18 protein-coding genes are annotated in these 17,243 nt (G+C 31.5%); 2 read left to right on the top strand and 16 right to left on the bottom strand.

Features of this window, described 5'->3' with window-relative positions; translation table 11 throughout:
- Window positions 1–3: 3 nt before the first annotated feature.
- The 3 genes from purB to N2712_03420 form a co-directional block, all read right to left on the bottom strand.
- Window positions 4–1,392: an adenylosuccinate lyase gene (gene purB, locus N2712_03430; GenBank protein ID MCX8029027.1), complete on the bottom strand. Its 1,389-nt coding sequence runs from the start codon at window positions 1,390–1,392 to the stop codon at window positions 4–6.
- A gap of 259 nt (window positions 1,393–1,651) precedes the next feature.
- The gene (locus N2712_03425) at window positions 1,652–1,906 is read right to left on the bottom strand and encodes a hypothetical protein (GenBank protein MCX8029026.1); all 255 of its coding nucleotides are present in this window, start codon (window positions 1,904–1,906) and stop codon (window positions 1,652–1,654) included.
- Window positions 1,907–2,164: 258 nt separating this feature from the next.
- Complete coding sequence (locus N2712_03420) at window positions 2,165–2,416, bottom strand: hypothetical protein (GenBank protein MCX8029025.1); 252 nt, start codon at window positions 2,414–2,416, stop codon at window positions 2,165–2,167.
- 227 nt (window positions 2,417–2,643) lie between these two features.
- Here N2712_03420 and N2712_03415 point away from each other — a divergent pair, with 227 nt between their 5' ends.
- A complete protein-coding gene (locus N2712_03415) occupies window positions 2,644–2,787 on the top strand; it encodes a hypothetical protein (protein ID MCX8029024.1) in 144 nt (47 codons plus the stop codon).
- Window positions 2,788–2,791: 4 nt separating this feature from the next.
- Here the strand turns inward: N2712_03415 and N2712_03410 are convergent, their stop codons facing one another.
- The 12 genes from N2712_03410 to N2712_03355 form a co-directional block, all read right to left on the bottom strand.
- On the bottom strand, window positions 2,792–3,088 hold the full coding sequence (locus N2712_03410; protein MCX8029023.1) for a hypothetical protein: 297 nt from the start codon (window positions 3,086–3,088) through the stop codon (window positions 2,792–2,794).
- A gap of 80 nt (window positions 3,089–3,168) precedes the next feature.
- The gene (locus N2712_03405) at window positions 3,169–4,248 is read right to left on the bottom strand and encodes a hypothetical protein (GenBank protein MCX8029022.1); all 1,080 of its coding nucleotides are present in this window, start codon (window positions 4,246–4,248) and stop codon (window positions 3,169–3,171) included.
- A gap of 58 nt (window positions 4,249–4,306) precedes the next feature.
- Window positions 4,307–5,470: a UDP-galactopyranose mutase gene (gene glf, locus N2712_03400; protein MCX8029021.1), complete on the bottom strand. Its 1,164-nt coding sequence runs from the start codon at window positions 5,468–5,470 to the stop codon at window positions 4,307–4,309.
- Window positions 5,471–5,769: 299 nt separating this feature from the next.
- A complete protein-coding gene (gene mraY, locus N2712_03395) occupies window positions 5,770–6,861 on the bottom strand; it encodes a phospho-N-acetylmuramoyl-pentapeptide-transferase (GenBank protein MCX8029020.1) in 1,092 nt (363 codons plus the stop codon).
- Window positions 6,862–8,322: an anthranilate synthase component I gene (trpE, locus tag N2712_03390; protein MCX8029019.1), complete on the bottom strand. Its 1,461-nt coding sequence runs from the start codon at window positions 8,320–8,322 to the stop codon at window positions 6,862–6,864. It abuts the gene before it with no gap.
- A gap of 4 nt (window positions 8,323–8,326) precedes the next feature.
- Entirely contained in the window at window positions 8,327–8,779 is a 453-nt protein-coding gene (locus N2712_03385) for a GatB/YqeY domain-containing protein (protein ID MCX8029018.1), read from the bottom strand.
- Window positions 8,780–8,930: 151 nt separating this feature from the next.
- Window positions 8,931–11,021, bottom strand: coding sequence for a hypothetical protein (locus N2712_03380; GenBank protein MCX8029017.1), 2,091 nt, complete (start codon window positions 11,019–11,021; stop codon window positions 8,931–8,933).
- Entirely contained in the window at window positions 10,987–11,877 is an 891-nt protein-coding gene (locus N2712_03375; protein ID MCX8029016.1) for an MBL fold metallo-hydrolase, read from the bottom strand. Before N2712_03375 ends, N2712_03380 begins: the two co-directional genes overlap by 35 nt.
- Before the next feature lie 5 nt (window positions 11,878–11,882).
- A complete protein-coding gene (locus N2712_03370) occupies window positions 11,883–12,524 on the bottom strand; it encodes a hypothetical protein (protein ID MCX8029015.1) in 642 nt (213 codons plus the stop codon).
- A gap of 23 nt (window positions 12,525–12,547) precedes the next feature.
- On the bottom strand, window positions 12,548–14,023 hold the full coding sequence (locus tag N2712_03365) for a DUF2723 domain-containing protein (GenBank protein MCX8029014.1): 1,476 nt from the start codon (window positions 14,021–14,023) through the stop codon (window positions 12,548–12,550).
- A gap of 211 nt (window positions 14,024–14,234) precedes the next feature.
- Window positions 14,235–14,843, bottom strand: a complete 609-nt coding sequence (locus N2712_03360; protein ID MCX8029013.1) for a hypothetical protein — start codon at window positions 14,841–14,843, stop codon at window positions 14,235–14,237.
- Between the two features lie 144 nt (window positions 14,844–14,987).
- Complete coding sequence (locus N2712_03355) at window positions 14,988–15,116, bottom strand: hypothetical protein (protein ID MCX8029012.1); 129 nt, start codon at window positions 15,114–15,116, stop codon at window positions 14,988–14,990.
- Between N2712_03355 and N2712_03350 the strand changes: the two genes are divergently transcribed.
- Window positions 15,055–15,903, top strand: coding sequence for a phosphatidate cytidylyltransferase (locus tag N2712_03350; GenBank protein ID MCX8029011.1), 849 nt, complete (start codon window positions 15,055–15,057; stop codon window positions 15,901–15,903). The two genes, N2712_03355 and N2712_03350, sit on opposite strands and share 62 nt — an antisense overlap.
- 158 nt (window positions 15,904–16,061) lie before the next feature.
- Here N2712_03350 and N2712_03345 read toward each other — a convergent pair whose 3' ends face one another.
- Complete coding sequence (locus N2712_03345) at window positions 16,062–17,189, bottom strand: SpoIID/LytB domain-containing protein (GenBank protein ID MCX8029010.1); 1,128 nt, start codon at window positions 17,187–17,189, stop codon at window positions 16,062–16,064.
- Window positions 17,190–17,243: the final 54 nt, after the last annotated feature.

Below are 17,243 nucleotides of genomic sequence, written 5' to 3'. Positions count from 1 at the left end.
CTATTAAATTTCAGAGTGTCTTATATACTCTAGCATTCTTTCAGACACTTCTTCCACTTGTTTTATAGATCTTCCGACGAAAGATATAAAATCTTCCATTATCTTCATACTACTTTTAATACTCTGAGGAATATTCTCCTTCTGTAGTTCATCAAGTAAGTTCAGATAATTACCTTTTCTTCCTTCTTCAACTACTCTCATAGATGTATCTCTTATTATCTTATGTAACTCTTGTCTGTCACCACCTTCCTTAACTCCTCTCATAAGTATATTTTCAACAGCATAAAAAGGTAGCTTTTCTTTCATTCTGTTTATTATAACATCTTCGTTAACATTCAAACCTTTGACTATTTTTTGATACAAAACAAGTATAGCATCTACTGATAAGAATGCTTCCGGTATTATTATTCGCCTATTAGCAGAATCATCTAGCGTTCTCTCGAGAAATTGAGTCAAATGATTATTTATAGCAACACTGGGTAACATAACCAAATATCTAGCAAGAGAATTTATTCTCTCACTCAATATCGGATTTCTCTTATAAGGCATAGCGGAAGATCCTATCTGTTTTTTACCAAAAGGTTCTTCAAGCTCACCTATACTTTGAAGATAACGAATATCATTAGCAAATTTCGAAGCAGAAGCACCTATCAAAGCTAATTTAGATAGTATAACATAGTCGTACTTTCTAGAATATGTTTGGCCAGTAATCCAAAAACTTTCTTTAAAACCTAGTTTTTTAGAAACCAAATCATCGAGCAATTTTACCTTTGCATCATCCCCTTCAAATAACTCAAGATAACTTGCCTGCGTTCCTGTAGTACCCTTCACCCCCCTAGTCTTAATATTCTTTAGTAAAATATCAAGTTCCTCAAGATCAAGAAATAAATCATAAGCCCAAAGTATAGCTCTTCTACCAACAGTAGTTGGTTGCGCTGGTTGAAGATGTGTGTACGAAAGTGTCGGCAAAGATTTATATTTATTACCAAAATCAATAAGTGATTTTATCACACTTACAACCTTAGACCTTACAATCTTTAATGCCTTAAGTATTATGTACATTTCCGAATTATCCGTAACCTCAGAGCTTGTAGCACCAAGATGTATTATAGGTTTCGCTTTTTTTGCTTGCTCCCCATATGCTTCAATATGAGACATAACATCATGATTGAGATCTTTTTCTATTTCCTTAGCTCTACTAATATCAACATCGTTTTCAAATCTTTTCATTTCACTTATCTGCTCATCGGTTATAGGTAACCCTAATTCCTTTTGCGTCTCTGCCAATATTATCCAAAACTTACGCCAAGTTCTGTACTTAGTCTCCTCTGAAAAGATATCAATCATCTCTTCTGAAGCATATCTATCTGCTAAAGGATGAACAAAAGGCATAATGTAGAAGTTTAACAAATTTTCATACCCAAAAGCAATTTGAAAAATCCTAACTTAAAGTAAACAATTCCTTTGAGAGTTAGGTTATGGAATTTCTAAGAACAATCCTACAAGAAAATAGAGAAACTATAATAGCACCAGCACTTATCATAAGCGTGATAAGGTTTAACACTTGAAGATGATGTAAGGGAAGTACCAATAGCAACTATAAACAAAGACACTGTATAGAACTACCTTTTGCTGGTAAAACATCAACATCTCAAGAATTTCTAAACAAAATTAACAAAAACACAATAAAAATAGTTGAAGTCGATAACGAAAAATAAGTAATAGACATAACAAGAAAATGGAAAATTCTTGTAATCATAACATTTCCAGAAAATTTTACAAAAGAAACACTAGTAAAAAATGGAAGATCCTTTTTATCAGATTTCAGAAAGACATTTATAAAACTAGACAAAAGCACTGCAATAATATCAGGAGTTATAACGTCAATAATTCTCAAAATTTTCATGGATATACCAAAGCAGAGAGGAAGAATGTCATTACTACCTATCTAAGTTCAAACTGCAATAGGAATTGAAAATGCTGTATTTGGAGCCCATATCATATCAGAAGTAATAGTTTGCTATCCTTAGTACTAGGAGTAACCCTAGTCCATCTAACAATAATTAGAAATAAACAAAAAATCTCCTTGTACAGATATAAAGCTACAGAAACAATTCTACCACATCTTGCAATTTTCACATTAGTGATATTTTTAAGCATAGCTTTAGCATACTCTGTGTATCAATTCCTTTTTATATGTAAATCTAACTTCATGTACATGTATCTCAACAATTGGTATTTTCGTTTTCATTTTGACTTCAATGTCTATAGGATTATTCATATGAATCATATCACAAAAGCTTGAAGAAATAAGAATAGGAATACTAATCTCCATGTTATCCATATTTTTTGCTAATGTAATCCTACCTATGGAGGCAATACCATCATAGTTAAGACCTATCGTATACTTATTCACCCCATAATATTGTACAAAATATACAAAGAAAGTATCATTAAACAACTAAGTATAACAGATATATCAACAGAAATAACTATACTATATTGTTAGTAACTCTTGTAGCTTTTGGTACAGCTTCTCTTGAGTTAATAAACAAGAATACAAAAGATAAAAAAGTCTAGAAGAAGGTAGTTATAAAAAGGAGAATTTCACAAATAACCATAATATTTGTTTTTCTAAATAAAATGATCACTAACGCTTTCACCGATGAATTTGATGGAATAGTAATAGGGAAATTCCTTCCAAAAACAATGGACAACACTGTCAAAATATTCATCAAAGGTAGTAAGATGAAAAGCACAACATTCATCTATAAAAGTTGGACATAGAATTCTAGAACCCAATTCTATCATCCTTATCTCCACCTTTGCGATAGTACTGGAAATATACAAAAGCATCTGGAGATGATTTCATAATACTTTCTCTAGTTACAGGTATTTCATAAGACTCTAAATACTCTACTATGACTTTATAGTACTCATTAAGTTTTTGCATCTGCTCTTCATCACCACCTATATCGGGATGTAATTCCTTTGATTTCTTTTTATACAGGCGCCTAAACGATTTAATGGAGATCTTGCCTTTTAAACCAAAAAACTCTATTGCCTTAATTAACTTATCATAATCCATATTAAAGGATTATAAATGTTACACAATCACCTACCAAATTTTAAACAAAAACTCCAAAAGCAATAAAAATAATACTAGACTCAAAGCTTGATAAATATATTCTTAAGGCGTTGTACATACTTTTTTGGTTGTTCTCGAATAATACTTCGAGAAATATCAAAGTCTTTTTCCTTCTTTTCGTAATTACTAAGACACTCCTGTATCTTACTAACTATAGCTGGTATACTTTCAACTTTATCTTCAAACTTATACTCATCAGGTATGGGTACATCATCAAAATACCTCGCTGCACCTCTTTTACCAGTTATAACACAACATCCCAATATAACAGCCTCTCTTGGTATTCTATCAGCTCCTGGAAAACTACCAAAATCTATATACAACTTAGACCTTTTAAGCAACGATATAACCTCTCTTCTACTCATACCAATCATCGGAACAAATTTTATACTTAAATTATTACACTTAACGTATTCTATTATCTTTGATGTAAATTCGAATCCCTTCTTAGGATTATAGCAAACTAAATCCTGTTTATCTACAACGTTATATCCACTCTCCATAAAACTTTTGTTTATATAATCTCCTATAAGTGAAACATTCTCGAAACCACAATTTCTCAAAAAATCAAGTATTCTAACTCCTTGAGCAAGATGAAAACTTATATCCGAAAACAAATCTAAGTTTTTCAAATCAAGTTTCGAATAAAACTTTATTGCCTCAGAAGAAATATCAAAATGCGGTAAAAATGTTTTGTTTAATTTCTCTATTGATACCATATTTATTCTATTAGCAATCGCCATAAACAGTCCTATTGGTCTTTTATAAAATATTGATTGATAGAAAAAGTCAACACTTAACCAATAAATTACCTTCCTTATCTTTTTGAAACTACGAGAAAAATTTATAAAATCAACTAATTCAGGAACTATTATAATATTTCTGTAATCATCAACTATCCTATCAGCTAAGACAACATCATAATCAGAGTAAGCCTTATTAACTTCTTTTGCAGTTTTAGGGTAATAGTAAATGTATGCCTCTACCTTAAGGTCTTTTCTAAGATTATGTACTAAACCGTGCAACATCTCAGGACCACCCGTCACTACACCATTGGGTGCTACTACATAAATTTTGGTATCCCTATAAACCTCTATCATACTATTCTCCACAAATCATAGTAACTCCAAAAAATACAAAAAACTATCAAAATTTAACTCAATTCAATTGCCTAGGAAGAATAGAACTTTCAAAAACATCTAGGGCACGTTTGATGATATCATCCATATCGTAATATTTGTATTCTGCAAGCCTACCAACAAGAACTAAATTTTTGTATCTTCTAGAAATCTCTAGATATTTTTCATAGGCTCTCTTAGACTCATCTTCCAAAAATGGATAATATGGTATATCTTCTCTTGGATCATATTCCTTTGGATACTCTTTAAGTATCAAACTTTTATTAACTCTAACTCTAGGTCTATGTATATGTTTAAACTCAGTTATTCTAGTAAAATCATAATCATTGGGATAATTTACAACACTAACTTCTTGAAAATATTCTCTATTAACAACCACAAAGTCCAATTTCAAACTCCTATATCTCAAATAACCAAATTCATATTTAAACAACTCATCAATAGCACCAGTATAAATCAAAATTCCTTTAAACTTCTTACCAAATATATAAATCTCACCATCTCTTAAAGAACCTATATCGCTAAACGAAGTATTCAGCATAAGTTTTATGTTACGATGATCCAACATTTTTTTGAAAATACTTGTATAACCATTAATAGGTACAAATTGATACTTATCTGAAAAATATCTATCATCATAACCCACCACAACAGGGACTCTAGCTGTAACAGACGAATCAATTTCTTCAGGTTTTTTACCCCACTGCTTAGCAGTATAGTTTTTAAAAACTTTTTCGTAAACAAAATCAGCAAATTTTCTAATATAATAATCATCACTACTCATAAGCTCAAGTATTGGCACTCTCTGCCCTAAATCATACCTCGAAAGCAACTTCTTTTTTATAGTTTCCGATAGCTCACTTGGAAAAAGAATTTCAAGAGATTTGAAATTGAACGGTATAGGTACTTTTTTCCCATCAATATATCCCAAAACTTTATGCTGATACTCCTCAAATTCACCAAACTCACTAAGATAATTCACAACTTCTTGGTATGGCGTATGAAAAAGATGTGGTCCATATTTGTGAAATATTATACCATTTTCGTCTCTATCGTCATAACAGTTTCCACCTATATGGTACCTTTTATCGACTACCAAAACCTTTTGCCCCAATACATTTGCTATTCTCTCAGCTATAACACTACCCGCAAAACCTGCTCCAACTACTATATATCTAAACATATTTCAACTCTATTTGAAACTAATTACCTAAAATATTATAACTTGCAAATTAAACATTTCTAGTTTAATCAAAAATAAACCAATAACAGTGCTAATTACTTTTTACATTCCCAAACTCCCAAAATACCTACTTTAATCTAAAATTTAAATCTCATATTATTTTTATAATACCTTCTAACTAAACAAAATCAACAATATTTGTCTCAATAGACAATCCAAAATACAACATTAATCAAGTTATTTCTAAGTGAACAATATATCCTGAATATCATACACTAAGACCAAATATAAGATAAAACTTACCTTATCTTGAGACTTGCCAAAGCAATAATAGCGAATATAATTCCCAATATCCAAAATCTAATCAAAACTTGCGTTTCACTCCAACCACCAAGTTCAAAATGATGATGCAATGGTGCCATTCTAAATATTCTTTTTCCACCTGTAATTCTATAATACACTATCTGTAAGGCAGTTGACACTGTCTCCATAACAAATACCATTCCTACAATAACAAGTAGTAATTCCTGTTTAGTTATTATTGAAAAAGCACCCAAAGTCGCTCCAATTGACAAAGCTCCTGTATCTCCCATGAATATTTTAGCAGGATGAGCATTGTACCAAAGGAAACCACCTAAAGCTCCAACTATACTACCAGCAACAACAGCAGTTTCTCCTACTTTATCTATATATGGTATAAGAAGATAATTAGCAATCACTATATTACCTGCAAGATAAGCAAAAACACCATAAACCGCAAAAGATATACCCCCTAACCCAGCAGCAAGTCCGTCTATACCATCGGTTAAATTAACACCATTCGAAGCACCTGTTATCACAAGTATATAGAGCAAAAATGCTAAAATAATCGGAATCGTGAATACAACTCCGTTTGTGTAAGGGATAAAAACCTTGTCAAAATAAGGAGTAAACGGTTGGTAGAAATACAAAGCAAATATAAATGTAAGAGAAAATAACAATTGTAAAGAATATTTCTGAAGTATTGACAAACCCTTATGACTTTTCCTAAGCTTTTTTAAATAATCATCCAAGAAACCTATAAATCCAAAAGAAACCAAAATAAATATAACCAAAAGAACATAAACATTATTAAGTCTAGCCCAAAGTAGGGAAGCTAATATACTAGCAAGCACAAACAAAAATCCACCCATCGTAGGAGTATTTTGCTTTTTAAGATGAGTTGAAGGACCAAACTCTCTCTCAGTTTGTTTGAATTGTAGATTAGAAACTATTTCAATAAACTTCGGCATGAGTAAAAAAACTATCAAAAACGACGTAAGAGATGCCATCAATGTCCTAAATGTTATGTATTTGAACAAATTAAAACCAAAAAATAAATCTCTCAACGGAAAGAATATTTCATAAAGCATTTATATACTACCCCCACTTGCTAGTTCTACTGCTTTTAAAACCACTTTTGCCTTATTAAGTGTTTCAAAATATTCACTTTCAGGCACAGAATCATAAACTACCCCTGCTCCTGCCTGCACAAAAGCATTGTTACCTTTAGCAACCATACTTCTCAAAGTAATAGCTGAATCCATATTACCATTAAATCCTAGATACATAACAGCACCAGCGTAAGGTCCTCTTCTAACATTTTCAAATTTATCAATTATTTCCATAGCTCTTATCTTAGGTGATCCAGAAACAGTACCTGCAGGAAATACCGATTTCATAATTTCAATAGGTTTTATACCCCTTCTGGCTCTTCCTTTAACACTCGAAACTATATGCATAACATGAGAGTACCTCTCTACAACCATATATTCCTCAACTCTAACACTACCATACTCTGATATTCTACCTATATCATTTCTACCTAGATCTACAAGCATTACATGCTCAGCAAGTTCTTTCTGATCCGAAAGAAGTTCTCTTTCCAACATTCTATCTTCATCAGAATTCTTACCCCTAGGTCTGGTACCCGCTATAGGTCTTGTCTCAACTATACCATCCCAAAATTTAACTAACATCTCAGGTGAAGACCCAGAGATAACCACATCTTCAAAATTTATATGGTACATATAAGGGGAAGGATTTATCATTCTCAATCTTCTATAAACCTCAAATGGATCAACATCAATGTTAAAACTCAATCTTTGGGACAATACAACTTGGAATATATCACCATTTTCTATGTACTTTTTAGACTTCTCAATCATATTGACAAACTCATCTTTAGTGAAGTTAGACTTCCAAGAAATAGGCCTACTACCAACATTTCTATCTGAGTAGATATTCAAAGGAGACTTTATTACTTCAACAACCTCTTCTATCTTTCTATTTGAATTAACTACAGCATCACTCTCGTAAGATAAAATTGGCTCAACTGATATAACCTTAATCAATTTCGATATATTATCAACACATAGAAGTATTGATGGGAATACAAAGTAAAACTCAGGAAGTCCCATCGGATCTGGATTTTTATCAGGTATCTTCTCTATGTATCTTATTGCATCATAAGAAAGATAACCTACAGCACCCCCGTAAAAAGGTATCTCAAAAGGATTTCCAAAAACCTTTACAATTTCAGCTTCTGAAAGTCCCTGTAACACTCCAAAAGGATCATCTGTAATACCAACTATACTCTCCACTCCATCTACACTATAACTCGCTACACTTCTATTATTAATTGTTTCTTTTTTCAAAGCTTTAAATACAAGAAAAGGTTTAATCCCTATAAACGAATATCTACCCACGATCTCATTACCGACAACGCTCTCAAGAAGAAATGAGTAGAGAGATAAGTCTTTTAACTTCAGATAAAGTGAAACAGGAGTTTCTACATCTCCTGGAAGTGTTTTTTCATTAATAACTAGCTTCATAAAACTATTTTGAAAGCAATTCTTCAACTATTCTCTTTACAAGATTCCCATCTACCCTACCCTTTACTTTAGGCATAATTTCCTTCATAACCCTTCCCACATCAGAAGGAGATGCTGCACCAATTGAAGATATTATCTCATTAGCAATGTTTCTTATTTCATCTTCAGATAGTTGTTTAGGTAAATAACTTTCAAGGATACTAACCTCTTGTTTCTCTTTCTGCACTAAGTCATTTCTACCACCTTTTTCATAAAGTTCTATAGCTTCTTTTCTCTTCTTTATTTCCTTTTGTATAACTGATATAATCTCTTCCTCAGTTAATTCCTTATTGCTTACTCTCAATTCTATCTCTCTGTACTTTATAGCAGACTTAAGCATATTAAGAGTTTCCCTTTTAACTTCATCTTTATTCTTAACAGCATCCTTGTAGTCTTCATTTATTCTATCAAGTATCATAGCTACCTCCAAACTGAAAATGAATTTTAATCTTTATCACCTACATTTTTCTAGTTGATATCTTGCTAGAAGTAAACCATAAAACTAAAAAAGATCACTTTTAACAACACCCTAAGAAGTAAGTAATTCCTCAAGAAATAACAAATATTAACTACTGTCCTTCTGGCTTTTTAGCTTTAGGGAAAATGTATTTTATCTTGTCTTTTCCCACAATATTATTATACCTAACTCTGACCTCAACATCAACTACCCTTTCATCAGGATATACAGTCTCATAAACACTTTTGAAAACAACAAGATATCTAAAAACTTTATTCTTATTAAAATCCTCTAAAAAAATGTCAGGTGAAAGAAAAACAGTCTTATTGTAGTACTTACCACCAACAGAAGAGGTCAACATTTCCATTTCCTTGCTATTGTTTATTGATATTACATAAATAGGTATATAGTTGTAATATGAATAATCAATAACATTATATATATTTCTATAAGATGTATCCCTTTCTAGGTTTCCAGATGTTATTAGCAAAACCACATTATTTCTTACAGAATAAAATAATTCAGTGATTGCTTTAGAAACACCATCAAAAGTGTTATAACTACTATCAGGTTTTGAAAAATTTTTGTCTATAAAATCCAAAGGATACAACACAGAAATATTTCTTTGTCCCATACTTACTAAGTTTTCACCAGCAATAGTAATATTAACGTAATCAGAAGCATCAAGCCTATTTAGAATGTATCTAACAAAACTCTTGATTTCATCAATATACTCATAAACCTCTCGGCTTTTCTCTATAACTATATGTAGATTTTTCTTTTTCAAAAAAGAATATGTCATTTCAACTTCTGGCATAAAAACATTTACTCCAGATTCTAAAACCTCAAAGTTTCCTCTATTAAGATTATGAATAATATTTTGATTAATATCTCTAACACCCACTAGCATTCCTATAACTGGGAACTTACCAACGAAAATTCCTTTGATATCAACATCTAAGTTATGAGTCAATTGATAAACATTACCAAAAACTTCCATTTCATTTCGTTTGGTACTTATAGCATATATTTTATCTTCATTACCCATTACAACATCATCGTAAGGTTTATCACTTACAATTTGGTACTTATTATCTCTTAAGTTGTAAATTATCAAACCATTATCCGTAGCTAGGATAAACCCATCCTTGTAAACACAAAAACCATTCAAATTATAGGGAAACTCAAATTGCCTTAGTATTTCACCATATTTACCAAAAACTTTCACTGTCTTGCTATCCGAAACTAGTATATTTTCTCCATCTTTCTCAAGATCAGTAGGTGCGTCAAAAGGTCTTTCTGGGAATGTCATCATAACTTTACCATCATACTTACTTACAATCAGTATCTTCTTTGAAATCTCATCAAGCACATACAAAAACTCTCCAATTTCAACTATTCTTTTGAAATTAACACCGCTATAAGAAAACTCCACAAGAGTATTTAAACCGAAGACATTAAGGTTAAACCATCCTGGCTGATATTTATAAATCTCTGAAAATGTTATAATCCAAAAAGAATTATCACTATCTTGATAAACTACATCAATAACCCTCTTACCAAGATTAAAGTTTTTAAATGAAAGTTGGTTATCCACGGTAAGAAACAAATTGTCAGAAAAAGAATTCAAAACAATTCCCAGATCCTTTGCAAACCTTATACTGCTAGGCAACGCAAAAAATCTGTTTCTACCTTGTATACCCGAAATATTGGTTATTGAGTAATATTCTATTGGAGGATTATATCCAAACGATAGTGACAATCTAGAATAAATAGAGGATAATTTGGGTAATACAAAACTCGATAAATCGGTATTCTTTATCTCTTCGAAAATATCTATAGAGTTTTTAATAAAACCAGCGTTAAGATAAGACTTTGCCAAGAAATACTTAGTCTCTGGAGGAATAGGATTGTAAAAAATTGACTTATTAAATGAATATATAGCTCTATCATAGTTCATAGTAGATAAGAAATCTACTCCCTCTATAAAGAACTTTTCCCCTAAACCAAACTTCACATCTTTAAACTTCTCAACTTGCTCAAGTATTGATGATCGTTTAGAAGTATCAGACCCCGAAACAATATTCTCTGAAAAATGTGCTTTAGTCTGTTCATCCGTAACTTGCTCACATCCTAAAATTGCCACTATTAGTAACAGAGATAATAATCTATACCTCAATTTCCATACCTTCCCTAGCAACATAAACCCTATTCTCTATGCCTTTCATCTTAAAGTAATTTTCAATGTAATGCTCTATAAGCATCATATCTTCATCCTTCCTAGAAGGATCTAAATGAAATAATACTATTCTTTTGGATTTTGCTTTAAAACCTATATTTATAGCACTAGGAATAGAAGAATGTCCCCACCCCCTTTTGGTTTGATACTCAGCCTTAGTATATTGAGCATCTATGATAAGTACGTCAGCATCACTAGCAAAACTTACAATATCCTCTATCTTTGGAACTTTTTCCCTACCGATTATCCTAACCATTTGATTGAAATAATTACCACTAATTATTAAATCTCTATCAATATCAGCCTCAAAATCAAAAAGAACAACAACTTTTTTACTCTTATACTCAAAGGAATACCCTAAACAAGCAGTTGGATGATATAGGTATATGGAAGAGATTTTTGTATCTCCTATTCTGAAAACTTCTGCTTCTAGCTCCCTAAACTCAATATAAGAAGCTAAGTCATCAGTTTTAACTGGAAAGTAAATATATCCCATCTGGCCACTTATTGTATTTTTCAATTTTCCTAACATACTTGGCCCATGTATAATGATTTTGTACCTATAATCGAATATAGGAGAAAAAAAAGGTAATCCTTGAATATGATCCCAATGAGTGTGAGTTAGAAATAAATTTATCTCGTACTTTTGTAAGTTAGACTTTATACTATCTCCTAATAACCTAATTCCGGAACCAGCATCAATTACAAATATATCCTCTCCATTTTTTATTTCTATACAAGATGTATTACCTCCATAGACAGCAGTATGAAGCCCAGGAACAGGTATTGATCCTCTAACGCCCCAAAATTTTACAATCATTATTACTATTTCTCCTTTTTAGCCCCTCCTAGGTATACAATAGCATTCTCTATCTCTAAATTCACCCATTTCTCAAATTTACCACTTTTCAAAACCTCAGATAATGTTTTAATAGCTTCTATTTTACCTATATTCTTGAATGCTTTTACTACTTCAAAAGCAATCATATTATTATCAGTAGTCCTTATGATAGTATCTAGAAAAACAAATGCTTTATCGGAATCTTTACCTAGCTTTGATACTGCTCTTATTGTCTCAATTCTATAAGGCACGGAGTTAAACCTATTATAGTTATCGATTAATGGATCTAATGCTCTCTTATCACCTATCTCCCCCAAAGACCAAACTGAAGCAAGTATAACATCTTCAAATCCTTTCTGAACAAATGTACCAAACGTGAGGAATATCGAGATAAGTCTATAAAAAGCATTTGTAGCTTTTATCTGCCCAAGCCTATACACTGCTTTTTGAGCTATTCTGAAGTTATCAGAATACGTAAGGTCTATAAGTAGCTGAGTATCTTCAAGCCCCATAGAGAATATAACATCCGAAGGATCATGTTTATCTTTTTTATCTTCTTTGATTTGAGAATAACCCAAACCACAAGATATTAACAAAATAGCAATCAATAAAACAACATTTTTCATACCCCCCCCAATTAACTTACTTATTACTTCTTCAGAAAGACCTTTTCAAACCAATCCATAGTAGTTTGCATACCCTGTGTAATAAATAAAGTCATTATGAAATACGACTGGAGTAAAAATACACTCCAAAATGCTCTAGATCTTTCGACAGGTTCACCCTGAATAAACAAAGCAAATAAAACAACAAAAGTAAGCCATATAAATAATAGAGAAAATGAAAAGTTCATATCTTTTTTGACAAGCCCTATTAGTCCAGGTATCAATAACACATATAAAACTATATGAAACTGCTGTAAATGTATCTTTATAAGATCCCACATCTGCAAGAGATTGTAATAAAGTGGAGTACCTGAAATACCACCATACTGCTTTCTTAATATATGCGTCCATAAAACATCCAGAGTTCTTATCTCCCCCCAAGTCAGTATTCTTATTTCTGCTTCAGGCATCTCATAAATCATAACACTCCTTATCCAAAGATATCCATAGAAAACAACTATGGGTATCATAAACAGTAAAATACCCCAGAAAGACACCTGTAGTATTTCTTTGATCCATTTATCTTCTTTTCTTTCAGGGTAAAGATAACCAGCAATACCTGCAAATAACATGGGTATGAAAGGTGCTATAGTAATTATGTATGCTTGCTGAGAAGATATAGGACCTATAACACGCCATCCATTATAGTAGAAAAGTATTATAGCAACTAATAAGAGTATTAAAAATCCTATAAGCAACAAAAATCCTGTTGATAAAACATCTTTCCAGCTTATCGACACCTTACCCCACAAAGCAGAAAATATAACTAATACTATAACCAAACTTATAGGTATTATGTAACCCGCAGACAGATGATGATCTGTCAAACTTAATCCCATAGTAAAAAACAATAACATTAGGTATCTACTACCTATATATGGCTCTTTAGTATGATAGTAGTTAAAAACTACATCTTCATACCATAACATAAAAACTATGAGAATAAGTCCATTGAGAAAACTGTGTAACGAATAAACTTCACCTATTATAGATTGATCCCAAAGAAGATTTGAAAAACCAAGCAGTAATGCTCCAAGTATAGCAGGTATATATATCCTTAAGTCAAATCCCTGAGTATTTCGTACAATATCGGGTTTTCTAGTTATACCCAATATCTTCAACGCAAACAAGAAGAAAACAAATACGGTCGAAGCCCCAGCAAAAGCTGACATCATATTAATCCTATATGCTACGTTACCAAAAGGAAAGTATGTAAAAAACTTACCTAAAACGGCAAATATAGGGTATCCAGATGGATGAGGTGCACCAAAAGCATAAGTAGTAGCCGCTAACTCTCCATGGTCTCCAGCAGCAACTGAAGGAGTTAACGTAAGCAGATAATTAACAAAAACTACTATAAAAATTCCTACCCCTATGAAAAAATCTCTTACCCTGTAAGAGTAAAACTCATAATTTTGATACATTCCCTCCGGTATTAAAGGATTTCTAAAATTAGACATTAACAACCTCCTATAGTTACCTTATCTAGAATTATAAAAACCCTAATATCTTATATCAAATTCCAACACTAAAATCACAAAATCAACTAAACTATCATCACCAGCAAATACTATCTGTAAAAAAAAAAACCAAGATCTACTCACTCAAACAGAAAAGCATCATAAAGTTATATACATCGGAATAATCAGTAAACATAAAAAGATAAAACTCTCAAGGTATAGGTTCTATCCATTCAAAATCCCTTAATCTTTTAAGCTTCTCTCTGTTTAAAGAAATTTTTTTCAAAAGTCTTTTTATAGTAACATCGTAATAAATCTCACCATTCAGGAGTTTTCTATACTCATCTTCCATATAGTATAGAGTAGTAGCATAAACTTGAGAATCAAACTTTGAAACCAATTTAGCATATCTCTTCGCAATTTCAAACCAACCTAAGGCAGATTTAAAATAAGTTTCCGCTATATCATACCCCTCCAAAAGCTCTTTCTCATACTCTTTGCTATAAAAGTGTATATTATCCTTGTAGAACTGCTTTCCAAAGTCAAGATAGTTTTTAGTAAGTAGCAATGCTATATGAGTTTTCACAAGTAACTTGTACCTTTGCCAATGCATCTCATTGCTTATAGGTGTCATAGCTCTAATAGGATGATCAAATGGCAAAACCCATGCAAGCTCAAGAAAGTATATATTCCTTGAAATGTTGTCAAGATCTTGGTACAGCCATTCATTGTATATCTTAAAAAAATCCTCAACATACTTAAGACGTTTATTTATAGCCTTAAACTTAAAATCATCAGAATCTGAAAAAATATTTCCCATATTGAAAATAACTAGTAAAGTTAAAATAAATATGAAACAAAAAAATTTTCTCATACACATAGATATTCGGATTAATACAAATTAATAAAATTTAGTATTTGGAAAGATTAGAATAACATTGTATAAAATATCGCATACCAGTAGTTATATGTTTGAAAAAGAGTTAAAAGAAAGAATTTTTATTTCCATAGTCATAGCACCACTCGTAATAATTTCGTCGCTACCTATTTGGAATATACCTATATACATAGCATTCATATATTTGTTTTTCATCTCAATCCTACTTATAATAATGTTTGAAACCATTAGAATGTTTGAAAGCAAATATTTCTACATACCAAAAATTAAAAAAACACTATTTATTATTTTCTCACTAATCTCAGTTGTTACTATATCCTCGTTGAGCCTTTTTAATATAGAGTTTTTTGATGTAAAAGCAGACATAGGTTCAGTCTTTACAATAGTTTTCTCACTATACATAATCTTTGTATTGCTAAACTTAGCTATTTCATCTTTGAACGTATCAAAACACAATTATCTTATTGTAGACGGCGTTTTCTCAACCTTTTTAATCTACTTGGTAGTAACAATAGGATCAATGTTAGTTCTAAGACTCATCGACATAGAAAATGGAACATTTTTCCTAGCTTTTACGCTTGGTGTAGGATGGTTTTCAGAAGCAGGTGGTTTGATAATAGGCAAAACCATAGGAAGAATAAAACTCTCAGCAATCTCAAGTTCTAACAAAACATTAGAAGGTACTATTGGTATGATTATATTTGGAATACTAGGTGGGATAATTTTCAAGTTGGCAGTTAACATCTTTGGATATGAAAATCCTATCTTCCTAAGCTCGTATGAAGAAACCATAATCTTGTCTTCTATAGTAGTTTTATTCTGCTTCTTTGGAGACATAATTGAATCCACAATCAAAAGGTTTTTTGAAGCTAAAGACTCTAGTAATATACTTATGTCACTTGGTGGAGTTTTTGATGTATTTGACGGGGTAATGTTTGCTAGCTTCGGAGTTTTACTATACTATTTCGTAATAATAGTGTAACAATCAAAACCCACACAACTATCATCAATTAACTATGCTTCTCTGAATTCATCCGCAACTTAGAAAATACAAACCTGGTAAGTAGAAACATAAAAATCGAAAAGCTAACCTCTTATTGAAACAAATTCTTTCAAAAAATACCTAACATCAAACAAAACTCAATACAGCTTAACAAGTTTTACATCATCGTAGTAATACATAATTATTTCTTTATAGCTATACCCTTGTTTAGCCATTTTATTGGCTCCCCATTGAGACATACCAACCCCATGTCCCCATCCAATCCCTCTGAAATTAATAACACCACCATTTATGTCAATCTCAAATTTAGGACTCATTATAACAGGAAAAATTCCTCTCAACTCACTGATAGATAATACCTTAGAATAAGTAGTCCTATTATCCTTTACTAATACTTCAACTTGTGTTACTGATCCTGAAGGAAGTCGCTTAGGTAGATTTATACTAACAAGTTTGAGATCTCTCCTACCAAAAAGTTTATAAACAAACTCATCACTATCTATACTACTACTCCAATAAGACCTAAAAGTATTTCTTGAAAAATTGTCCCTCATAGGCTTGAGATACGGTAATTTTCTACCTCCTATTACCTCAGGAGTTTCTATAAGTCCTCCAGAATTCGCATGAAAAAATGCCAATATTATCTCATCGTTGTGAGTAATAACTACACCGCGAGTATCTCTAACTGCTTTCGTAGTCCTCGGGTGAACCCTTTTTCTACCTGAGTAAACTTGAGACATATACGTTGAAACAACATCATAATCTTTATTTTTATTATCTATCATCTTTCTAATCGCGTATGTCCTTGAAACAATTGCTTGAGCCCTAAGTACTTCTATAGGCCACAGAGCTGGTACCTCAGAAGGTACCACAGATTCTAAATATTCCTCTATATCAACATTATTTACAACCATTACAGATTTGTTTGTAAATATAAGAGTTATGGTACCCGAATACTCTGTACCTCTGTAAGATATATAATCATCAGAATATATTTCTACCTTCTTATCCTTCTGAATACCATTTATAACCATACATGAATTACTAATTTCTACTACAATTTCACCATCAAAAGGAATACCATCAACAAGAAAAAATCCTCTAGACAATAAACTAAACCTCTCTTTCTCATTACCTATCAAAACTCGTATAACTTGATTATCAACGTAAGACTTTAAACTACTCTTGGGAATACAACTAAATATCACAGTACTTACAATAACCAACATAATACCAACAATTATGTGTCTTACACAACACCTCATAAATTCCTCTAAACTAAAAATTATTTATAGAATCATAAACAAAAGCTAACGGTT

This window comes from Brevinematales bacterium (genome assembly GCA_026415355.1).
Classification (GTDB): domain Bacteria; phylum Spirochaetota; class Brevinematia; order DTOW01; family DTOW01; genus SKYB106.
Note: the sequence above shows the minus strand (reverse complement) of the source record. Positions and strands in the feature narration are given on the sequence as shown.